Source organism: Bacillus sp. ATD, from assembly GCF_050585765.1.
Classification (GTDB): domain Bacteria; phylum Bacillota; class Bacilli; order Bacillales; family Bacillaceae; genus Bacillus; species Bacillus stercoris.
Map to the genome: position 1 here is coordinate 133,675 of NZ_JBOBQH010000008.1, position 18,806 is coordinate 152,480.

The 18,806-nt window shown below is 43.3% G+C and carries 19 protein-coding genes; 17 read left to right on the forward strand and 2 right to left on the reverse strand.

All coding sequences use genetic code 11. The features are described from left to right. Positions 1 to 37 precede the first annotated feature (37 nt). From ACQXR1_RS17195 to ACQXR1_RS17210, 4 genes are all read left to right on the forward strand, one after another. Positions 38 to 1,099: a carbamoyl phosphate synthase small subunit gene (locus ACQXR1_RS17195; RefSeq protein WP_069839021.1), complete on the forward strand. Its 1,062-nt coding sequence runs from the start codon at positions 38 to 40 to the stop codon at positions 1,097 to 1,099. Beyond that, on the forward strand, positions 1,092 to 4,184 hold the full coding sequence (locus ACQXR1_RS17200; RefSeq protein WP_430772558.1) for a carbamoyl phosphate synthase large subunit: 3,093 nt from the start codon (positions 1,092 to 1,094) through the stop codon (positions 4,182 to 4,184). The genes ACQXR1_RS17195 and ACQXR1_RS17200 overlap by 8 nt, the downstream gene beginning before the upstream one ends. Further along, positions 4,172 to 5,131, forward strand: coding sequence for an ornithine carbamoyltransferase (gene argF, locus ACQXR1_RS17205; protein WP_069839019.1), 960 nt, complete (start codon positions 4,172 to 4,174; stop codon positions 5,129 to 5,131). Before ACQXR1_RS17200 ends, argF begins: the two co-directional genes overlap by 13 nt. Positions 5,132 to 5,216: 85 nt before the next feature. Continuing rightward, on the forward strand, positions 5,217 to 5,396 hold the full coding sequence (locus ACQXR1_RS17210; protein ID WP_003245356.1) for a YjzC family protein: 180 nt from the start codon (positions 5,217 to 5,219) through the stop codon (positions 5,394 to 5,396). 45 nt (positions 5,397 to 5,441) lie between these two features. Here the strand turns inward: ACQXR1_RS17210 and ACQXR1_RS17215 are convergent, their stop codons facing one another. Further along, positions 5,442 to 5,627, reverse strand: a complete 186-nt coding sequence (locus tag ACQXR1_RS17215; protein WP_003245236.1) for a YjzD family protein — start codon at positions 5,625 to 5,627, stop codon at positions 5,442 to 5,444. A gap of 250 nt (positions 5,628 to 5,877) precedes the next feature. On the opposite strand from ACQXR1_RS17215, the gene ACQXR1_RS17220 reads away from it, so the two are divergent. The 4 genes from ACQXR1_RS17220 to comZ all read left to right on the forward strand — a co-directional run bounded on the left by ACQXR1_RS17220 (position 5,878) and on the right by comZ (position 8,500). Then, on the forward strand, positions 5,878 to 6,612 hold the full coding sequence (locus tag ACQXR1_RS17220) for a hypothetical protein (protein ID WP_040083462.1): 735 nt from the start codon (positions 5,878 to 5,880) through the stop codon (positions 6,610 to 6,612). Positions 6,613 to 6,693: 81 nt separating this feature from the next. Continuing rightward, positions 6,694 to 7,251, forward strand: a complete 558-nt coding sequence (locus ACQXR1_RS17225) for a hypothetical protein (protein WP_069149365.1) — start codon at positions 6,694 to 6,696, stop codon at positions 7,249 to 7,251. 89 nt (positions 7,252 to 7,340) lie between these two features. Next, positions 7,341 to 8,294 carry a transcriptional regulator Med gene (gene med, locus ACQXR1_RS17230; protein WP_430772559.1) on the forward strand — a complete coding sequence of 318 codons (954 nt, stop codon included), beginning with the start codon at positions 7,341 to 7,343 and terminating at the stop codon, positions 8,292 to 8,294. Between the two features lie 14 nt (positions 8,295 to 8,308). Continuing rightward, on the forward strand, positions 8,309 to 8,500 hold the full coding sequence (gene comZ / locus ACQXR1_RS17235) for a ComG operon transcriptional repressor ComZ (protein ID WP_003224559.1): 192 nt from the start codon (positions 8,309 to 8,311) through the stop codon (positions 8,498 to 8,500). Between the two features lie 29 nt (positions 8,501 to 8,529). Here the strand turns inward: comZ and ACQXR1_RS17240 are convergent, their stop codons facing one another. Further along, positions 8,530 to 8,757 carry a hypothetical protein gene (locus ACQXR1_RS17240; protein ID WP_080478200.1) on the reverse strand — a complete coding sequence of 76 codons (228 nt, stop codon included), beginning with the start codon at positions 8,755 to 8,757 and terminating at the stop codon, positions 8,530 to 8,532. A 164-nt stretch (positions 8,758 to 8,921) separates the two neighbouring features. Here ACQXR1_RS17240 and fabH point away from each other — a divergent pair, with 164 nt between their 5' ends. The 9 genes from fabH to ACQXR1_RS17285 all read left to right on the forward strand — a co-directional run bounded on the left by fabH (position 8,922) and on the right by ACQXR1_RS17285 (position 18,778). Beyond that, positions 8,922 to 9,860: a beta-ketoacyl-ACP synthase III gene (gene fabH / locus ACQXR1_RS17245; RefSeq protein WP_014663519.1), complete on the forward strand. Its 939-nt coding sequence runs from the start codon at positions 8,922 to 8,924 to the stop codon at positions 9,858 to 9,860. A gap of 22 nt (positions 9,861 to 9,882) precedes the next feature. Beyond that, positions 9,883 to 11,124: a beta-ketoacyl-ACP synthase II gene (fabF, locus tag ACQXR1_RS17250; protein WP_014663520.1), complete on the forward strand. Its 1,242-nt coding sequence runs from the start codon at positions 9,883 to 9,885 to the stop codon at positions 11,122 to 11,124. 74 nt (positions 11,125 to 11,198) lie between these two features. Further along, the gene (locus ACQXR1_RS17255) at positions 11,199 to 11,984 is read left to right on the forward strand and encodes a DUF2268 domain-containing protein (protein WP_430772560.1); all 786 of its coding nucleotides are present in this window, start codon (positions 11,199 to 11,201) and stop codon (positions 11,982 to 11,984) included. A 192-nt stretch (positions 11,985 to 12,176) separates the two neighbouring features. After that, on the forward strand, positions 12,177 to 13,163 hold the full coding sequence (appD, locus tag ACQXR1_RS17260) for an oligopeptide ABC transporter ATP-binding protein AppD (RefSeq protein ID WP_430772561.1): 987 nt from the start codon (positions 12,177 to 12,179) through the stop codon (positions 13,161 to 13,163). Next, positions 13,160 to 14,149: an oligopeptide ABC transporter ATP-binding protein AppF gene (gene appF, locus ACQXR1_RS17265; RefSeq protein ID WP_095432627.1), complete on the forward strand. Its 990-nt coding sequence runs from the start codon at positions 13,160 to 13,162 to the stop codon at positions 14,147 to 14,149. Before appD ends, appF begins: the two co-directional genes overlap by 4 nt. Positions 14,150 to 14,236: 87 nt before the next feature. Beyond that, a complete protein-coding gene (locus ACQXR1_RS17270; protein WP_430772562.1) occupies positions 14,237 to 15,865 on the forward strand; it encodes a peptide-binding protein in 1,629 nt (542 codons plus the stop codon). Between the two features lie 74 nt (positions 15,866 to 15,939). Next, complete coding sequence (locus ACQXR1_RS17275) at positions 15,940 to 16,890, forward strand: ABC transporter permease (protein WP_015252362.1); 951 nt, start codon at positions 15,940 to 15,942, stop codon at positions 16,888 to 16,890. A 15-nt stretch (positions 16,891 to 16,905) separates the two neighbouring features. Beyond that, entirely contained in the window at positions 16,906 to 17,820 is a 915-nt protein-coding gene (opp4C, locus tag ACQXR1_RS17280; protein ID WP_430772563.1) for an oligopeptide ABC transporter permease, read from the forward strand. Positions 17,821 to 18,025: 205 nt separating this feature from the next. Next, complete coding sequence (locus tag ACQXR1_RS17285; RefSeq protein ID WP_014663526.1) at positions 18,026 to 18,778, forward strand: YjbA family protein; 753 nt, start codon at positions 18,026 to 18,028, stop codon at positions 18,776 to 18,778. Positions 18,779 to 18,806 lie beyond the last annotated feature (28 nt).

Below are 18,806 nucleotides of genomic sequence, written 5' to 3' on the forward strand. Positions count from 1 at the left end.
TTTATAATTAATTATTCATCAAGAGGTGGGCTGTTAGATGGAAGGTTATTTAGTGTTAGAAGATGGGACATCGTTTAGCGGCGAGCTGGACGGTCATGAAAACTGCACGGGAGAAGCTGTTTTTTTCACAGGAATGACAGGCTACCAGGAAGTGCTGACAGATCCATCATATAAAGGGCAGATTATCGTATTTACCTATCCGCTGATAGGCAACTACGGCATTAATGAAAAGGATTTTGAAAGCAAGAAACCGCAAGTAAAAGCCGTGGTTGTCTATGAGGCGTGTGATCATTTTTCTCATCATGAAGCGGTATACAGCCTCAAGGAGTATCTACAGAAATGGAACATTCCGCTGTTGACCCATGTTGATACAAGGGCTGTCGTGAAAAAAATCCGGGCAAATGGAACGATGGGTGCGACAGTCACAGCCTCTAAAGAAGGAGCTGAGATTGCCCTCCAACCAGAGAATGTGGCAGAGCAGGCTTCCGCACAGGAAATCAGCACATTTGGCGACGGGAATAAACATATCGCTCTCATTGATTTTGGCTATAAAAAGTCAATCGCATCATCACTTGTCAAACGGGGCTGCAAGGTCACCGTGGTGCCATACAAGCAAATGGAAGCTGTATACGATATAAAGCCGGACGGCATTGTGCTGTCGAACGGTCCTGGAGATCCGAAAGCCATTCATCCATATCTAGGAAAAATCAAAAGCATCATCAGCCGCTTTCCGACTCTTGGCATTTGTCTCGGACATCAGCTGATCGCACTCGCATTCGGAGGGAATACATTCAAGCTGCCATTCGGCCACAGGGGAGCAAATCATCCGGTCATCGACCGTGAAACGAAACGGGTCTTTATGACAAGCCAAAACCACAGCTATGTGGTTGACGAACAGTCGATTAATGAAAAAGAGCTCACGATCAGATTTCATCATGTCAATGATACGTCAGTTGAAGGGCTTGCTCATAAAAAACTGCCAGTCATGAGTGTTCAATTCCATCCGGAAGCCCATCCCGGACCGGCGGAAAGCGAATGGATTTTTGATGATTATCTAAAGAATGTGATACCAGCAAGGAGAGAAATCGCGCATGCCTAAAGACACCAGTATTTCAAGCATATTAGTAATCGGATCAGGCCCGATCATCATCGGGCAGGCGGCAGAATTTGATTATTCAGGCACTCAAGGGTGCATCGCGCTGAAGGAGGAGGGCTACCGGGTGATTCTCGTCAACAGCAATCCGGCGACAATTATGACCGATGAAGCCTTTGCTGATGAGATTTATTTTGAGCCTCTGACAGCAGAAAGCCTGACAGCCATCATTAAGAAAGAACAGCCTGATGGACTTCTTGCCAATTTAGGCGGTCAGACCGCGTTGAATTTAGCGGTGGAGCTTGAAGAAACGGGTGTTTTAAAGGAGCACGGCGTCAAGCTTCTCGGCACATCCGTTGAAACGATACAAAAAGGAGAAGACCGGGAAAAATTCCGTTCGTTAATGAATGAATTGAAACAGCCCGTGCCGGAGAGTGAAATTGTTGATAACGAGGCCGATGCCCTCCATTTTGCGGAATCCATCGGTTTTCCCGTTATTATCAGACCTGCTTACACATTAGGCGGAAAGGGCGGAGGAATCGCCCCTGATAAAGAAGCCTTTACAGCTATGATTAAACAGGCGCTATTAGCAAGCCCGATCAATCAATGCCTTGTCGAAAAAAGCATTGCGGGCTTTAAAGAAATTGAATATGAAGTCATGCGTGACGGCAATAACACATGCATTACCGTCTGCAACATGGAAAATATCGATCCGGTCGGCGTGCATACAGGTGACTCTATCGTTGTGGCGCCTTCACAAACATTGACAGATGAAGACTATCAAATGCTGCGGACGGCTAGTCTGACCATCATTTCAGCACTTGATGTCGTAGGCGGCTGCAATATTCAATTCGCGCTTGATCCTTTCAGCAAGCAATATTACGTGATCGAAGTGAATCCGCGTGTCAGCCGGTCATCGGCTCTCGCATCTAAAGCGACCGGTTATCCGATTGCAAAGATGGCTGCTAAACTGGCAGTCGGATACACACTTGACGAGCTGAAAAATCCGCTCACAGGTTCAACTTACGCAAGCTTTGAACCGGCACTCGACTATGTGATCGTCAAATTTCCGCGCTGGCCGTTTGATAAATTCAAAAACGCAGACCGCAAGCTTGGCACAAAAATGAAAGCCACCGGTGAAGTGATGGCGATTGAACGGAATTTAGAAGCGGCAATACAGAAGGCAGCCGCGTCCCTTGAATTAAAAAATATCGGCACACACCTTCCAGAGCTCAGCGGCTTGTCAATTGATGCGCTATGGGAGTTGGCAGTCATTCCGGATGACCGCAGATTTTTCGTTGTCATGGAGCTGTTGAGCCGCAGCGTCTCGATTGATGACATTCATGCGAAAACAAAAATTGATCCGTTTTTCCTGTATACCTTTAACAATATCATCAAATTGGAAAACCGCCTGATGGAAGAGGGCGGCGATCTCTCTTTTGACTTATTGAAAAAAGCAAAGGAAAAGGGGTTCTCAGACGCAACGATTGCCTCGCTGATCGGCAAAACAGAAAAAGAGGTGCGCGCGCTTCGCAAGGAGATGGGCATTACACCTTCCTTCAAAATTGTCGATACATGCGCGGCTGAGTTTGATGCGAAAACAAACTATTTTTACTCCACATATTTCGGAGAGACCGATGGAGATATCAGCCGCAAAAAGAAAAAACGCGCGCTGATTATCGGATCGGGCCCGATTCGGATCGGCCAAGGCGTTGAATTTGATTACAGTGCGGTTCACGGCGTGCTGACACTGCAAGAGCTTGGGTTCGAAACCATCATGATTAACAATAACCCGGAAACGGTCAGCACAGATTATGAAATTGCGGATCGCCTGTATTTTGAACCGATGACAACGGAGCATATTGTAAACGTGGCGGAGCAGGAAAATATTGATTTTGCAATCGTGCAATTCGGCGGCCAAACTGCAATCAATGCTGCTGAAGCACTTGAAAAAGCCGGCATTACCCTTCTCGGCACTTCGTTTGAAACGCTCGATGTGTTAGAGGATCGTGATCAGTTTTATCAGCTTCTTGATGAACTAGGATTGAAGCACGCAAAAGGAGAAATTGCCTATACAAAAGAAGAAGCCGCTTCAAAAGCCAGTGAGATTGGCTATCCGGTGTTAATTCGTCCATCTTACGTTATCGGCGGAATGGGCATGATCATTGTTGACTCGCAAGACCAGCTTTCTCAGCTGCTGAATGATGAGGACAGCATGCCATATCCGATTTTAATTGATCAGTATGTGTCTGGAAAAGAAGTCGAAATTGATTTGATTTCCGACGGCGAGGATGTCTTTATCCCGACATATACCGAGCATATTGAACGGGCGGGTGTCCATTCGGGAGACAGCTTTGCCATCCTTCCGGGACCATCAATCACAAGCGGGCTGCAGCAGGGCATGAAAGAGGCCGCACAAAAAATTGCCCGAAAACTTTCATTTAAAGGCATCATGAACATCCAATTTGTGATCGACAATGGAAACATACTCGTGCTTGAAGTGAATCCGAGAGCGAGCCGCACGGTTCCGGTCGTCAGCAAAGTAATGGGCGTGCCGATGATTCCGCTTGCCACACGTTTGCTGGCGGGTGCGTCCTTAAAAGATATAAACCCGGCCGTTCAAAATCATCATGGAGTTGCCGTGAAGTTCCCTGTTTTTTCTTCTCATGCGATACAGGATGTGGATGTGAAGCTTGGACCGGAAATGAAATCAACGGGAGAAGGCATGTGTGTCGCATATGATGCCGACAGCGCCTTGAAAAAAATCTATACACGTGTCTGGAATCAAAAAGGAAGCATATACTTGCAAAACGGTCCGGAAGATGTGAAGGAATTAGCGGAAAACGCCGGTTTCACCGTTCATGAAGGGACATTCGCCTCTTGGATGGAACAGAAAGGAAAATCGCTCCACATCAATCTGAGCGGTTCTGAAGAAGCGCGCAAAGAACGTCTGGAAGCCATGACGCACGGCATCACCGTCTTTACAGAAGAAGAAACCGTGCGGGCGTTTTTACAAAGCGGTTCAGGCCATCCGCAGCCTGTATCTCTCAAAGATCTCTATAAAAAGGAAGTGGCATCATGCACACAGTGACGCAAACCAGTTTATACGGAAAAGATTTATTAACGTTAAAAGATCTTAGTGAACAGGATATAAACGCCTTGCTTGCAGAAGCCGGTGAGCTGAAGCAAAACAAAATCCAGCCTATTTTCCATGGCAAAACCTTGGCGATGATTTTTGAAAAATCATCAACGCGGACCCGTGTTTCATTTGAAGCGGGCATGGCGCAGCTGGGCGGGAACGCCCTCTTCCTAAGCCAGAAAGATCTGCAGCTGGGGCGCGGTGAGACTGTCGCTGATACGGCAAAAGTGCTGTCAGGCTATGTGGATGCCATCATGATCCGGACCTTTGAACATGAAAAGGTGGAGGAGCTTGCCAAAGAAGCTGATATTCCGGTAATCAATGGACTGACGGATAAATACCACCCATGCCAGGCGCTCGCGGATCTCTTGACGATTAAGGAGATAAAAGGAAAGCTTAAAGGCGTAAAAGTCGCATACATCGGTGACGGAAATAACGTGGCGCACTCCTTGATGATCGGCTGCGCGAAAATGGGCTGTGATATCTCAATCGCTTCCCCAAAGGGATATGAAGTGTTAGATGAAGCAGCTGAAGCGGCAAAAACATATGCGCTTCAATCCGGCTCTTCCATCACGCTGACAGATGATCCGATTGAAGCGGTAAAAGACGCGGACGTGATTTATTCTGATGTGTTTACTAGCATGGGACAGGAAGCGGAAGAGCAAGAACGTCTTGCTGTCTTTGCGCCTTATCAGGTGAATGCGGCGCTGGTCAGCCATGCCAAGCCTGACTATACATTTTTACATTGTCTCCCTGCGCATCGCGAGGAAGAAGTGACTGCGGAGATTATTGACGGGCCGAATTCTGCAGTGTTCCAGCAGGCGGAAAATCGTCTTCATGTGCAAAAAGCACTGTTGAAGGCCATTTTATACAATGGGGAATCATCAAAAAACTGCTGAGTCAAACTCAGCAGTTTTTTTGATGGCAACATATTCACAGCCGCTTAGGCGCATACTACAGCAAAAAGGAAAAGGAGGAAAAACTGTGGGACAGCAGCATCAATTCCGGCCCGGACAGAAAGCGCCTAATAACGGTGTCTACGTAGAGATCGGCGAGACAGGGAGCATGGTGAAAAACCCCCAAAAGGTTCATCTGTCAGCAGGGGAAATGTTCCCCGAAACATCAAATCACAACCGGCTGTGGACATACAAAAGAAAGCCGTGACCACTAAAAAACCCAAAACAATCAATGTTTTGGGTTTTTGGCTTCTTAATGCTGGCTTGCATTTTTGTTCATAGGCATGATTTCTGCTAAAACCATGATTAAGACATACAGTACAACAGCAATGACAGATGATGTTTTGAAATTATACGTAACGCTGTTCATGCTTGCAACCAAGTAGCATGCCATATGTGATAAAAGGAACGTCCAAATAAAGGCAATAATATATCGCACGTTTCCACCTCGTCCTTCTCATTCTATTCTAAAAGCTATCATACCATACAAAAAGCGAAGGGGGAATCCAATTTTAGCAGAAAGTGAGGTGACAAAAGAGTCTGATTCGTCACATTTTAATGGTAAAATATAAAAAACGTCAATCGGTGTAATAGCCAAAAATGTAAAAGGCTAGGACTTTACCTTATTCGTTTCTTTTCTATTTACATAAGATAGCGTGAGATGAAGTGTGAAAGGAGGCGGGCAAGCGATGGGAATAACGGAAAGATACTTTCAACTGGGAACGGAGCATAATGTCATTCATCTGCCCTATCGCCCGAACGGCTTCGGCATCTTTATCTTGGGGGACAGAACCCACTTTGTCGGGGAAGATTCAAGCTTTTGGCTGCAGCATTACGGCAGAAATCAGCTTCTGAATATGTTGAGGAATGAAGGATATACTCTTTTTAACAGCAATCTGTTCGGAAGGCATTGGGGGGCGGAAAAAGCAGTCACCTATGCTAAACAGCTGATCCATTCCGTGATGAAGCAGGAAATCCTCAATCCGAAGATTCATATTTTAGCAGAAGGCATGGGTGCTCTCGTGGCCGATGAACTGCTTCGTTTTTCCCCGGATCATATCCGCTCAGCCGCAATGTTGAATCCTTGTCTCGATCTTCAGGCACATTATGAATCAGAAAAAGAAAATAAATTTTTCTATAAGCAATTTTTAAAAGAAGTATCGAAAAGCTACGGAATTTCTGAAAAAGAAGCGGAAGCGCTTCGTTACAAAACCATTCAAAGCTATCCGAGCGGCGTTCCGGTTCATATATGGCAGCGTATGACCGGAGCTCCATATCCCTACAGCGTACATGCGGAAGCTTTCAAGGAAAAACAGCAAAAGCAAGGCTCACCGGTCGACATGACATTTCATTTATTTGAGCATCCGAGCAGAATTTATGCATCAATCTGCAAATTCTTTCATAGTCATGAAAAAGAATTATAGGGAATATAATGACAACAGCCTTCTCTTTTGCGGAGGCTGTTTTGTTTTGGAAAATGAAAAACCGGAAGGGCGGCAGATGCAATGGAATCAACGCTGATTGTAGGTGCGGACGAATTTTTCGGCCTTTCATTATGTGAACGAATGATGGATGAAGGCATACATGTTGACGTTATTCTGGCGGAAACAGAAGATAAAATGAGACAAATGTACTTAGAAGAAAGACTCATGTGGCTTGGGAGAAATGAACTCTTTCGCCAGCTTGAACGCATTGGAGATCAAAAGTATGATACAATTTGTATCCAGTTTGGAGTTTCTTTGCCCTTGGACCAATATGATTCTTCTTATATTTTAGTATATGAACAAGACCGGAAAGAATGGGAGAAGCGTGAAAAAACAGGCTCGGAAAAAGCCGTGTTCCTGCCGAAAATGTATGGGCCATGGAAAGAAGAAACAGAGGAGGACGGCTATTACACAGATGATGTGGCTGACGAGTTGCTGAAATTCCTGTTAAAGCAAGGCCGTCATAGCAAAGACCAGTTTTTTGAATTACAAGTATCAGAAAAAACCTCAAAAGAAGAAGCAAAAACAAAAATTATCGAGTGGAAAAGACAATTTTCATCAATTTTCGACAAATATTAAGAAAAACCTTCCATGTTTCGAGTTTTCTAGATACAATAAACGTATAAAACAATACATGTTATAGCTTGTCAAAAGGAGTTGAACATGACTTGATCACAAGGCTTGTCATGATCTTTTCTGTCCTCCTTTTATTGAGTGGATGTGGACAAACTCCGTTCAAAGGAAAAATTGAGAAGGTCGGCATGCTCTTTCCTGATACGATTAATGACCTCGTATGGGGCACAAAAGGGTATAAAGGATTACTGAATATACAATCCAAATACAATGTGGACGTCTACTATAAAGAAGGCGTTAAAACAGAAGAAGATATCATAAATGCGATTGAGGATTTTCATAAGAGGGGCGTCAATCTGCTCTACGGCCATGGGAGTGAATATGCAGAGGTGTTTAACTTGGTCGGCGAAGATTATCCAGATATGGAATTCGTCATTTCCAATGCGAAAGCGAAAGCTGACAATGTGACGAGTGTCCATTTTAGCGGGGAAGCAATGGGCTTTTTTGGAGGAATGACTGCTGCCCATATGTCGAAAACCAATCAGGTCGGTGTCATTGCTTCCTTTACGTGGCAGCCTGAGGTTGACGGTTTTATCAAAGGAGCCAAGTATGAAAATCCAGATATAGAAGTAAACACGAAATATACGGATCATTGGGATGATGATACGACAGCAGTAAAGCTTTATCAGAAAATGAAGAACGAAGGCGCGGATGTTGTGTATCCCGCTGGAGACGGGTATAATGTTCCTGTTATTCAGCAAATCAAAAAAGACGGGCTTTATGCCATCGGCTACGTTACAGATCAATCGGACCTGGGCGAGAATACCGTATTAACCAGCACGGTGCAAAATGTGGACAAGGCTTATGAAATCATTGCTGAGCAATTCAACAAAGGCACCCTTGAAGGCGGCGATCATTACTACGACCTTGATACGGGAGTAGTCGAGATGGGAACATTCAGCCCGCTCGTCGATGAAGACTTTCAGCAAAGAATCACCAAGCTGATCAAAACGTACAACAAAACAGGCGAGCTGCCAAAAAACGAGTAATGGAGTGACGTCACATGCAGCACGAAAAATCACTTGAATTCTTGCAAATTGCCATGAAATACCTCCCTGAAGCGAAAGAACAGCTTGAGAAATCAGGCATTGAGCTCTCAATGGAGGCCATACAGCCGTTTATGAATCTATTTACAACGGTAATGGCGGAAGCTTACGAGCTTGGCAAGTCTGATGCTAAATCTGAAACCGAATAAAAAGAAGCCACTTTTGCGAAAGTGGCTTTTCACATGATTTTCTTTTTAATCGCGGTGATCATGGGCGCAAGCTCCTTTAGAGCGGGCTTGATTTGATCAAGAGAGTTCATAATTGAACCGATTTGGTCCATAATATGCATGTAATGAATCGTCTCTTCGTCGTTGGTCTGAGAAACCTCCTCTTGCTGTTCCTCCTTCTCTTCTGTTGGTTTTGCGGAATCGCCGAACATCATTTTTGAAAATACATCCAACTGCATACGCCTCCTTTCTATATACAATACTCTATGAGTAAGTTGAACTGATAGTTTAGACGAATATATTGCCATGCGAAAAAAAATAGGATAGAATTAGTACCTGATACTAATAATTGATCACAACCTGATTGATCTTCTAAATTTAAGATATAAAGGAGTCTTCCCTTATGAAAGCTGGAATACTTGGTGTTGGACGTTACATTCCTGAGAAGGTTTTAACAAATCATGATCTTGAAAAAATGGTTGAAACTTCTGACGAGTGGATTCGTACAAGAACTGGAATAGAAGAAAGAAGAATTGCCGCAGATGATGTGTATTCATCACATATGGCTGTTGCAGCAGCGAAACATGCGCTGGAACAAGCTGAAGTGGCTGCTGAGGATTTGGATATGATCCTGGTTGCAACTGTTACACCTGATCAGTCATTTCCTACGGTCTCTTGTATGATTCAAGAACAGCTCGGCGCTAAAAAAGCGTGTGCTATGGATATCAGCGCTGCTTGTGCGGGCTTTATGTACGGCGTTGTAACCGGAAAACAATTTATTGAATCCGGAACCTACAAACATGTTCTAGTTGTCGGTGTAGAGAAGCTCTCAAGCATTACAGACTGGGAAGACCGCAATACTGCCGTTCTGTTTGGAGATGGGGCAGGCGCCGCGGTAGTCGGACCAGTCAGTGATGACAGAGGAATCCTTTCATTTGAGCTAGGAGCCGACGGCACAGGCGGTCAGCACTTGTATCTGAATGAAAAACGACATACAATCATGAATGGACGAGAAGTTTTCAAATTTGCAGTCCGCCAAATGGGAGAATCATGCGTAAATGTCATTGAAAAAGCTGGACTTTCAAAAGAGGATGTCGACTTTTTGATTCCGCATCAGGCGAACATCCGCATCATGGAAGCTGCACGCGAGCGTTTAGAGCTTCCTGTCGAAAAGATGTCTAAAACCGTTCATAAATATGGAAATACTTCTGCCGCATCCATTCCGATCTCTCTTGTAGAAGAATTGGAAGCCGGTAAAATCAAAGACGGCGATGTGGTCGTTATGGTAGGGTTCGGCGGAGGACTAACATGGGGCGCCATTGCAATCCGCTGGGGCCGATAAAAAAAGGTGAGGTGCACACAAGATGACTAAAAAAAGAGTAGTTGTTACAGGACTTGGAGCATTATCTCCGCTTGGCAACGACGTCGATACAAGTTGGAATAACGCAATCAACGGTGTGTCCGGAATCGGTCCGATCACTCGTGTTGATGCTGAAGAATATCCGGCAAAAGTAGCCGCTGAATTAAAAGACTTCAATGTTGAAGATTATATGGATAAAAAAGAAGCCAGAAAAATGGACCGCTTTACACAATATGCGGTTGTAGCTGCGAAAATGGCAGTTGAAGACGCAGATCTTAACATTACGGATGAGATTGCGCCGAGAGTCGGTGTTTGGGTAGGCTCCGGTATCGGAGGACTTGAAACACTAGAATCTCAATTTGAAATCTTCCTAACAAAAGGCCCGAGACGGGTAAGCCCGTTTTTCGTGCCAATGATGATTCCTGACATGGCAACAGGCCAGATTTCTATTGCGCTAGGAGCGAAAGGAGTCAACTCTTGTACGGTTACAGCATGTGCTACAGGAACGAACTCTATCGGTGACGCGTTTAAAGTCATTCAGCGCGGTGATGCAGATGTGATGGTCACAGGCGGAACAGAAGCGCCGCTGACAAGAATGTCATTCGCGGGCTTCAGTGCCAACAAAGCACTGTCTACTAATCCAGATCCGAAAACAGCGAGCCGCCCGTTCGATAAAAACCGTGATGGCTTTGTCATGGGTGAAGGTGCAGGGATTATCGTTCTTGAAGAGCTTGAGCATGCCCTGGCCCGTGGTGCTAAAATCTACGGAGAAATTGTCGGCTACGGCTCAACAGGAGACGCTTATCATATCACAGCGCCGGCCCAAGATGGCGAAGGCGGAGCGAGAGCGATGCAAGAAGCTATTAAAGATGCGGGCATTGCGCCACAAGAAATTGATTATATCAATGCTCACGGAACAAGCACGTATTACAACGACAAATACGAAACAATGGCGATTAAAACCGTTTTCGGCGAGCATGCGCATAAACTTGCGGTAAGCTCTACAAAATCAATGACAGGCCACCTTTTAGGTGCAGCTGGTGGTATTGAAGCCATTTTCTCTATCCTTGCCATTAAAGAAGGCGTGATCCCGCCGACAATCAATATTCAAACACCTGACGAAGAATGCGATTTGGATTATGTGCCTGATGAAGCTCGCAGACAGGAGCTCAATTATGTTCTCAGCAACTCATTAGGATTCGGCGGGCACAATGCAACATTAATCTTTAAAAAATATCAATCATAATCAAGCCAAACCGGCTGCCCCTAAAGGGTAGCCGGTTTTTTTTATGTGCATAGATTAAAAGAGGAGGCGATCACATGAGTGTAGAACAAACACATAGCTGGCTCAGGAAGGCTGCTTCAATAGATGATTTGGCACCTTACATTATCCCGCTTTTTTCAGGTGCGGGGAAAAAGAGCTGGAAGGGCATTTTGGGGCATCTTCAGCATCATGGGATGTTTAAAAACATGACAGAGGGTATTCAGACTGCTTCCAAGCTGAAGGAAAAAGGTTTTTACGACCATATCCAAAAGGAAGAACAGTATCTCAAAAACAAATGGCAAGGTCCTGATGTACCAATTGTTCCGCTGCCGGTTGATGAACGAAATAGGAGAATTCGTTTAGAATTTGGATCAAAATCAGGACTCGCGTTTCAAGACAAAATGTTCCTCTTTCTTTCGTCAGATTTAGATTTTGGATCAGTATCTGCCCTGATGACGCATGAGTATCATCATGTTTGCCGGTTAGGTCATCTCACAAAAGAGGAAAAGGATGTCACATTACTTGATACAATCATCATGGAAGGGCTGGCGGAATATGCTGTTTATGAGAGGTTCGGCCGAAGTCAAACGGCTGAATGGACGACTTGGTATACCCCAGAGCAGCTTCAGGCTTTATATGAAAAAAAGATTGCGCCCCATCAGGATATCAAACGGGATGATCGATTATTTCCCCAGCTGTTATTCGGCAAAGGATATCAGCCGAAAATGCTTGGGTACGCAGTTGGATTCAATATTGTAAAAAAGTATTTAACTGCCAACAAGGCAAGCGCCGCAGACGGACTTTCCATTCCTGCTGAAACCTTTTTGGATGCAATGCTTTAAAAGGATAAAATAATGGAATTTCGTTAATAATATTACATTTATCCTAAAAAATTCTTGATTTTGCAAAATGATTGTAATAATATACAACTATAAAATTTTTCGATAATTCAATATTATTTATTATTTCTGAATAAAGGGATTGCTTTCTCTTGAAAACGATTGACCACAAGAGGGGGGGAAAGGGGAGCTAGCATGAGCACACTATTAGAAGTGAATAATTTAAAGACTTATTTTTTCCGGAAAAAGGAGCCGATCCCTGCGGTTGACGGAGTCGATTTTCACATCAGCAAAGGCGAGACCGTCGCGCTTGTAGGTGAATCGGGCTCCGGAAAAAGCATTACTTCCTTATCAATTATGGGCCTCGTCCAAAGCTCAGGCGGAAAAATCATGGACGGCTCTATTAAACTCGAAGACAAAGACCTCACCTCATTCACTGAAAACGATTATTGCAAAATCCGCGGAAACGAAGTATCCATGATCTTTCAAGAACCAATGACCTCCCTTAATCCGGTGTTAACAATCGGAGAACAAATTACCGAAGTGCTGATTTACCATAAAAACATGAAGAAAAAAGAAGCCTTTCAGCGAGCTGTTGAACTCTTGCAGATGGTCGGTTTCTCCCGGGCGGAGCAAATAATGAAGGAGTACCCGCATCGGCTGTCAGGCGGTATGAGACAGAGGGTGATGATTGCCATCGCACTAAGCTGTAATCCTAAATTGCTCATTGCCGATGAACCGACGACAGCGCTGGATGTGACAATACAAGCCCAGGTGCTGGAGCTCATGAAAGATCTCTGCCAGAAGTTCAACACATCGATTCTTCTGATCACACACGACTTAGGTGTCGTGTCCGAAGCGGCTGATAGAGTGATTGTCATGTACTGCGGACAAGTCGTAGAAAACGCCACTGTTGATGACTTATTTTTAGAACCGCTTCATCCTTATACAGAAGGCCTGCTTACGTCAATTCCTGTTATAGATGGAGAGATTGATAAATTAAATGCGATTAAAGGCAGCGTGCCTACACCTGATAATCTGCCGCCGGGGTGCCGTTTTGCCCCAAGGTGTCCGAAAGCTATGGATAAGTGCTGGACAAATCAGCCTTCGCTTTTGACACACAAAAGCGGAAGAACGGTGAGATGCTTTTTATATGAGGAAGAGGGTGCAGAACAATTATGACAGCAGCTAATCAAGAAACAATCTTAGAGCTTCGTGACGTAAAAAAATACTTTCCGATCCGCTCAGGCCTTTTTCAAAGAAAAGTCGGTGATGTAAAAGCGGTGGATGGTGTGTCATTTTCGTTAAAAAAAGGAGAGACACTCGGAATCGTTGGAGAGTCGGGCTGCGGAAAATCGACTGCCGGCAGAACGATGATCAGACTGTACAAACCGACAGAAGGCCAAATTCTTTTTAAAGGGCAGGATATTTCCAATCTGTCAGAGGAGAAGCTGCGGAAGAGTGTCCGCAAAAATATTCAAATGGTTTTCCAAGATCCATTTGCCTCCTTAAACCCGAGAAAGACGCTGCGGTCTATCATAAAGGAGCCGTTTAATACGCACAACATGTATACGATGCGTGAACGAAACGAGAAAGTCGAAGAGCTGCTTGCGAGAGTTGGCCTTCACCCGTCGTTTGCCGGACGTTATCCCCATGAGTTTTCCGGCGGCCAGCGTCAGCGGATCGGCATTGCCAGAGCACTCACTTTAAATCCAGAGCTGATCATTGCTGATGAGCCGGTTTCCGCACTTGATGTATCCATCCAGGCCCAAGTGATTAACTTGATGGAGGAATTACAGGAGGAATTTGATCTTACGTATCTATTTATCTCCCATGATCTAAGTGTCGTCCGCCATATCAGCGACAGAGTCGGAGTGATGTATCTTGGCAAAATGATGGAGCTGACCGGCAAGCATGAGCTTTATGACAACCCGCTTCACCCATATACCCAAGCGCTTTTATCCTCCGTTCCGGTTACAAGAAAAAAAGGATCTGTCAAACGTGAACGCATTGTCCTGAAGGGAGAGCTGCCAAGTCCGGCCAACCCGCCAAAAGGCTGCGTATTCCACACAAGATGTCCTGTTGCAAAACCGATATGCAAGGAACAAATACCAGAATTTAAAGAAGCTGCTCCCAGCCACTTTGTGGCTTGTCACCTTTATAGCTAATGTTGCCCGCACAGCTTTGAGAGGGGGTATGCATACTACATAAACAACAGCTGAGAAGAACGAACATTTTAAAAGGGGGAATATCTAATGAAAAGACGGAAAACCGCACTGATGATGCTAAGTGTATTGATGGTCCTGGCCATCTTTTTATCAGCCTGCTCGGGCTCAAAATCGAGCAGCAGCAGTGAGAAAAAATCAGCAGGCAAACCTCAGCGAGGCGGGGATTTGGTTGTCGGTTCAACTGGGGAGCCAACATTGTTTAATCCACTCTATTCTACAGACGTTTCCAGTTCAGATATTGAAGGGATGATCTATAGTACATTATTAGAAACGGATGAAAAACTAAATGTGAAACCTGCTTTAGCTGAAAAAGTAACAGAATCCAAAGATGGCCTGACTTATGATGTCAAAATTAGAAAAGGTGTAAAATTCCATGATGGAAAAGAACTTACAGCCGATGACGTTGTTTTCACTTATAGCATACCATTAAACAAGGACTATAATGGTGAACGCGGTTCTGGTTTTGAATCACTAAAATCTGTTACAAAAAAAGGTGATTATGAAGTTGAATTTAAATTAAAGAAAAAAGATGCATATTTTTATAATGTTGTTTTAGACAGCTACGGCATTCTGCCCAAACACATTTTAGGGAAAGTGCCAGTTGCAGATTTAGGCGAAAATGAATTTAACAGGAAGAATCCAATTGGTTCGGGTCCATTCAAGTTTGTTGAATGGAAAAAGGGCGATTATGTAAAACTTGAAGCAAATGATGACTACTATGGCGGTAGACCGTATTTAGATACAGTGACAGTTAAGACGATTCCTGATTCTAATGCCGCTGTTGCTCAATTAAAAGCTGGGGATATTGACTTCTTTGTTGTACCAGGAACAGACTTTGAGACAGTTAAAACATTTGATAATGTTCAAGTTAAATCTGATCTTGGTTTGAACTACAGTTATATTGGATGGAATGAAAAAAATAAATTATTTAAAGACAAAAAAGTCCGCCAAGCTCTTACCTATGCGCTTGATCGAAAAGCAATGGTAGATCAGGTGTTAAATGGTGATGGAAAAGTTGCAAACGTTCCTGAAAGTCCGCTTTCTTGGAACTATCCAAAAGGTGATGTACCTACATTTGATTACAATCCTAAAAAGGCTAAAAAGCTCTTGGAAGAAGCAGGATGGAAAGATACAGATGGAGACGGTTACCTTGATAAGGACGGAAAGAAATTCTCATTTACCATTAAAACGAACCAGGGTAATAAGATTCGTGAGGATTTAGCAGTTGTTGTGCAGCAGCAACTTAAAGAAGTAGGAATTGAAGCAAAACCGCAAATTGTAGAATTTAGTGCTCTTATTGAACAAACAAGCGCACCGAATTGGGATTATGATGCACTACTGCTCGGTTGGAGTTTGGCTACATTCCCAGATCAATTTTCAATTTTCCACTCCAGTCAATCTAAGAACGGATTAAACAACATTTGGTATAAGAATCCTAAAGTCGATAAACTTTTAGAAGAAGCTAAATCAATTACAGACAGAAAAGAATATCAGAAAAAATACGAAGAAATCTATAAATTGATTGCTGAGGACCAGCCTTATTCATTCCTGTTTTATTACAATTATCATAGGGCAATCCCGAAAAACATGCATGGCTATGTATTCCATCCGAAAAATGACTTATATCATATTGAAAAATGGTGGCTTGAACAATAATAGTTAAATCCCTAGAGAGGTGAGGATTATGCATCCTTTCCTCTTTATCCTATTTTAGAAAAGGGGACAAGAATATGGTTACATATATTGTTCGTCGAACATTAATGTCTCTGCCAATTCTTTTGGGCATTACAATTTTATCATTTGCGATAATGAAAGCGGCGCCAGGTGATCCGATGTCACTTATGATGGATCCGACAATCAGCCAAGCTGACAGAGCCAAATTTATTGAAAAGTATGGACTCAACGATCCGGAACCTGTTCAGTACTTAAAATGGCTTGGGAACATGCTCCAAGGCGACTTTGGGACATCTATTGTGAAAAAGGGGACACCAGTTTCCGATCTAATCCTTTCACGTTTACCAAATACTCTGGTGCTCATGGTTTTTTCAACTCTTGTTGCTCTTCTGATTTCAATTCCTTTCGGTGTTCTTTCTGCAAAACGCCCTTATTCTAAGCTTGACTATGGTATAACTGTCACGTCATTTTTAGGGCTGGCGATACCAAATTTCTGGTTCGGATTAATTCTTATTATGGTTCTTTCCGTAAATCTCGGTTGGTTTCCTACGGGAGGTGTCGGCACTTTAAACGCTGACTTTAACATTTTTGACAGGCTCCATCATTTAATTTTGCCTGCATTTGTTTTAGCAACTGCGGATATGGCCGGTATTACTCGTTATACACGTTCAAGCATGCTCGATGTATTAAAGCAAGATTATATAAGAACAGCTCGAGCAAAAGGTTTTAAAGAAAATAAAGTGATTTTCAAACATGGCTTGAGAAATGGCCTGCTTCCTGTTATTACAATTTTCGGATTGATGATTCCTTCATTTATTGGCGGTGCTGTCGTAGTTGAGCAGATTTTTACTTGGCCAGGATTAGGAAAGTTATTTATTGATTCGGCATTCTCTCGAGATTATCCGGTTATTATGGCCATGACTGTGATTTCTGCTGTTTTGGTTGTACTGGGAAACTTGATTGCAGATATTTTGTATGCATTAGTTGATCCGAGAATTGAATATTAAAAGGGGGGGACACACATGACAAATCCAAACACTGCGGCTCCCTCTAATGAGGTAAAGCTAAAAGAAAATATTAGAAAAAAACCAGAAACAATGACTAGGATCTTTTTTGAGAAATTTTTCAAAAATAGGCTTGCTGTTGTTGGGGGGATTATTTTATCAGTTATCATCTTAATGGCGGTCTTTGCTCCTTTTATTGCACCTTACTCGCCTGAGAGTCAATCTCTTTTAAACAAACTGAAGCCGCCAAGCGCTCAAAATCTAATGGGGACGGATAAGTTTGGGCGCGATATATTTACAAGGGTGTTATATGGAGCACGTGTGTCTTTATTAGTTGGTTTTGCTTCAGTAATTGGTGCGATTACAATTGGTACGGTTGTTGGAGCCTTAGCAGGATACTTTAAAGGAATAGTAGATGCTGTGTTGATGAGGGCTGTCGACGTAGTTTTATCTATTCCGGATATTTTTCTGCTTATTACCTTAGTTACAATTTTTCAACCGGGAATGGATAAGTTAATTTTAATTTTTTCTCTGACGGGCTGGACTACAACAGCGAGACTAGTCAGAGGTGAGTTTCTATCCCTACGGTCAAGGGAATTTGTATTGGCTGCTAAAACAATAGGCACAAAAAATTACAAAATTATTTTTTCGCATATATTGCCGAATTGTATTGGGCCAATTATTGTTTCCGCTACTTTAAAAGTAGGTGGTGTCATTCTAGCTGAATCAACGTTAAGTTACTTGGGTTTCGGTATCCAGCCGCCAATTGCTAGCTGGGGAAACATGCTTCAGGATGCTCAAAACTTTACATTAATGATTCAAGCATGGTGGTACCCGTTATTTCCCGGGCTATTTATTTTAATGACCGTTTTATGCTTCAACTTTGTCGGTGATGGCCTGCGGGATGCGCTTGACCCGAAAAATATTAAATAAAAATGAATATAATATCTGTTATAAAATATCACCAAATCAGAAAAAAAGCAGGTCTCCCTTTGTCAGAAAATATACAAAGAGATCTGCTTTTTGTGATTCTTGCATAAAACCAGTGATTCCAGATTTCCTCAATCTCTTTGGAATAATTTCTCTATCCCTTGCCTATACTGTGGACAACAGTTTTTATAAAAGTGAGGGGTTAGAGATGTTATTTCTTCATGATGTGTGGGTCAATTGGTTTGAAGGGGAAGAAAATGGCTACAATGTATGCCACTTTCACGAATGGCGCAAGGAAGATACGGTTGAGCTTTTGGATCAGGTGCCGCTGTTAAGGGTGCCGTCAGTACTGTTTCATTACATAGAAAACGATTTGTCAGAGCTTCCGAAAGGTTTGCTTGAAGACGTACATCAGAAATCGTACATTCGAAAAAATCATGAGCGGACAAAGCTTGAGTATTGTTTTGTTGTAACAGACGGAATCGGCATTTTGGCTGTCGACACGATCGGCTATACAATCCCTGTCAGGAAAAGCCGTCTGATCCCAAGACAAGAGCAGCTCGTTTATGAAATGGTAAAAGATGTAGAGCCTGAAGCGTATGAATTTGAACCAAAGAAACTGGAATCCTCTAAAGAATATCACATCTTATCATTAGCACCAGAACATGTCAGGGGTCTGACAAGAAAAGAACGGCAAATCAAGCAGCTGATGTTTATGGCGCTTGACCAATTAAAAGGGCTGAAAAACCGCGCTGAAATCGGCTATTGGTATACAGAGTGGAATCCGCATATGTATGAACAAATCAAACGGATGAGCTTTGAAGAGATTTGGGACATGCTGTATAACGAAACAATTGAAGGCTGGTCGGATAAGCACCTGGCTTTTTGCGAAAACCTAATAAAAGGACAGCCTTTTTTCGAAAAGCTGTGGGAAATGGAAAATGAATCAAAGGTAAACTGAAATAATAAAAAACCGCTCTTTGCAAAGA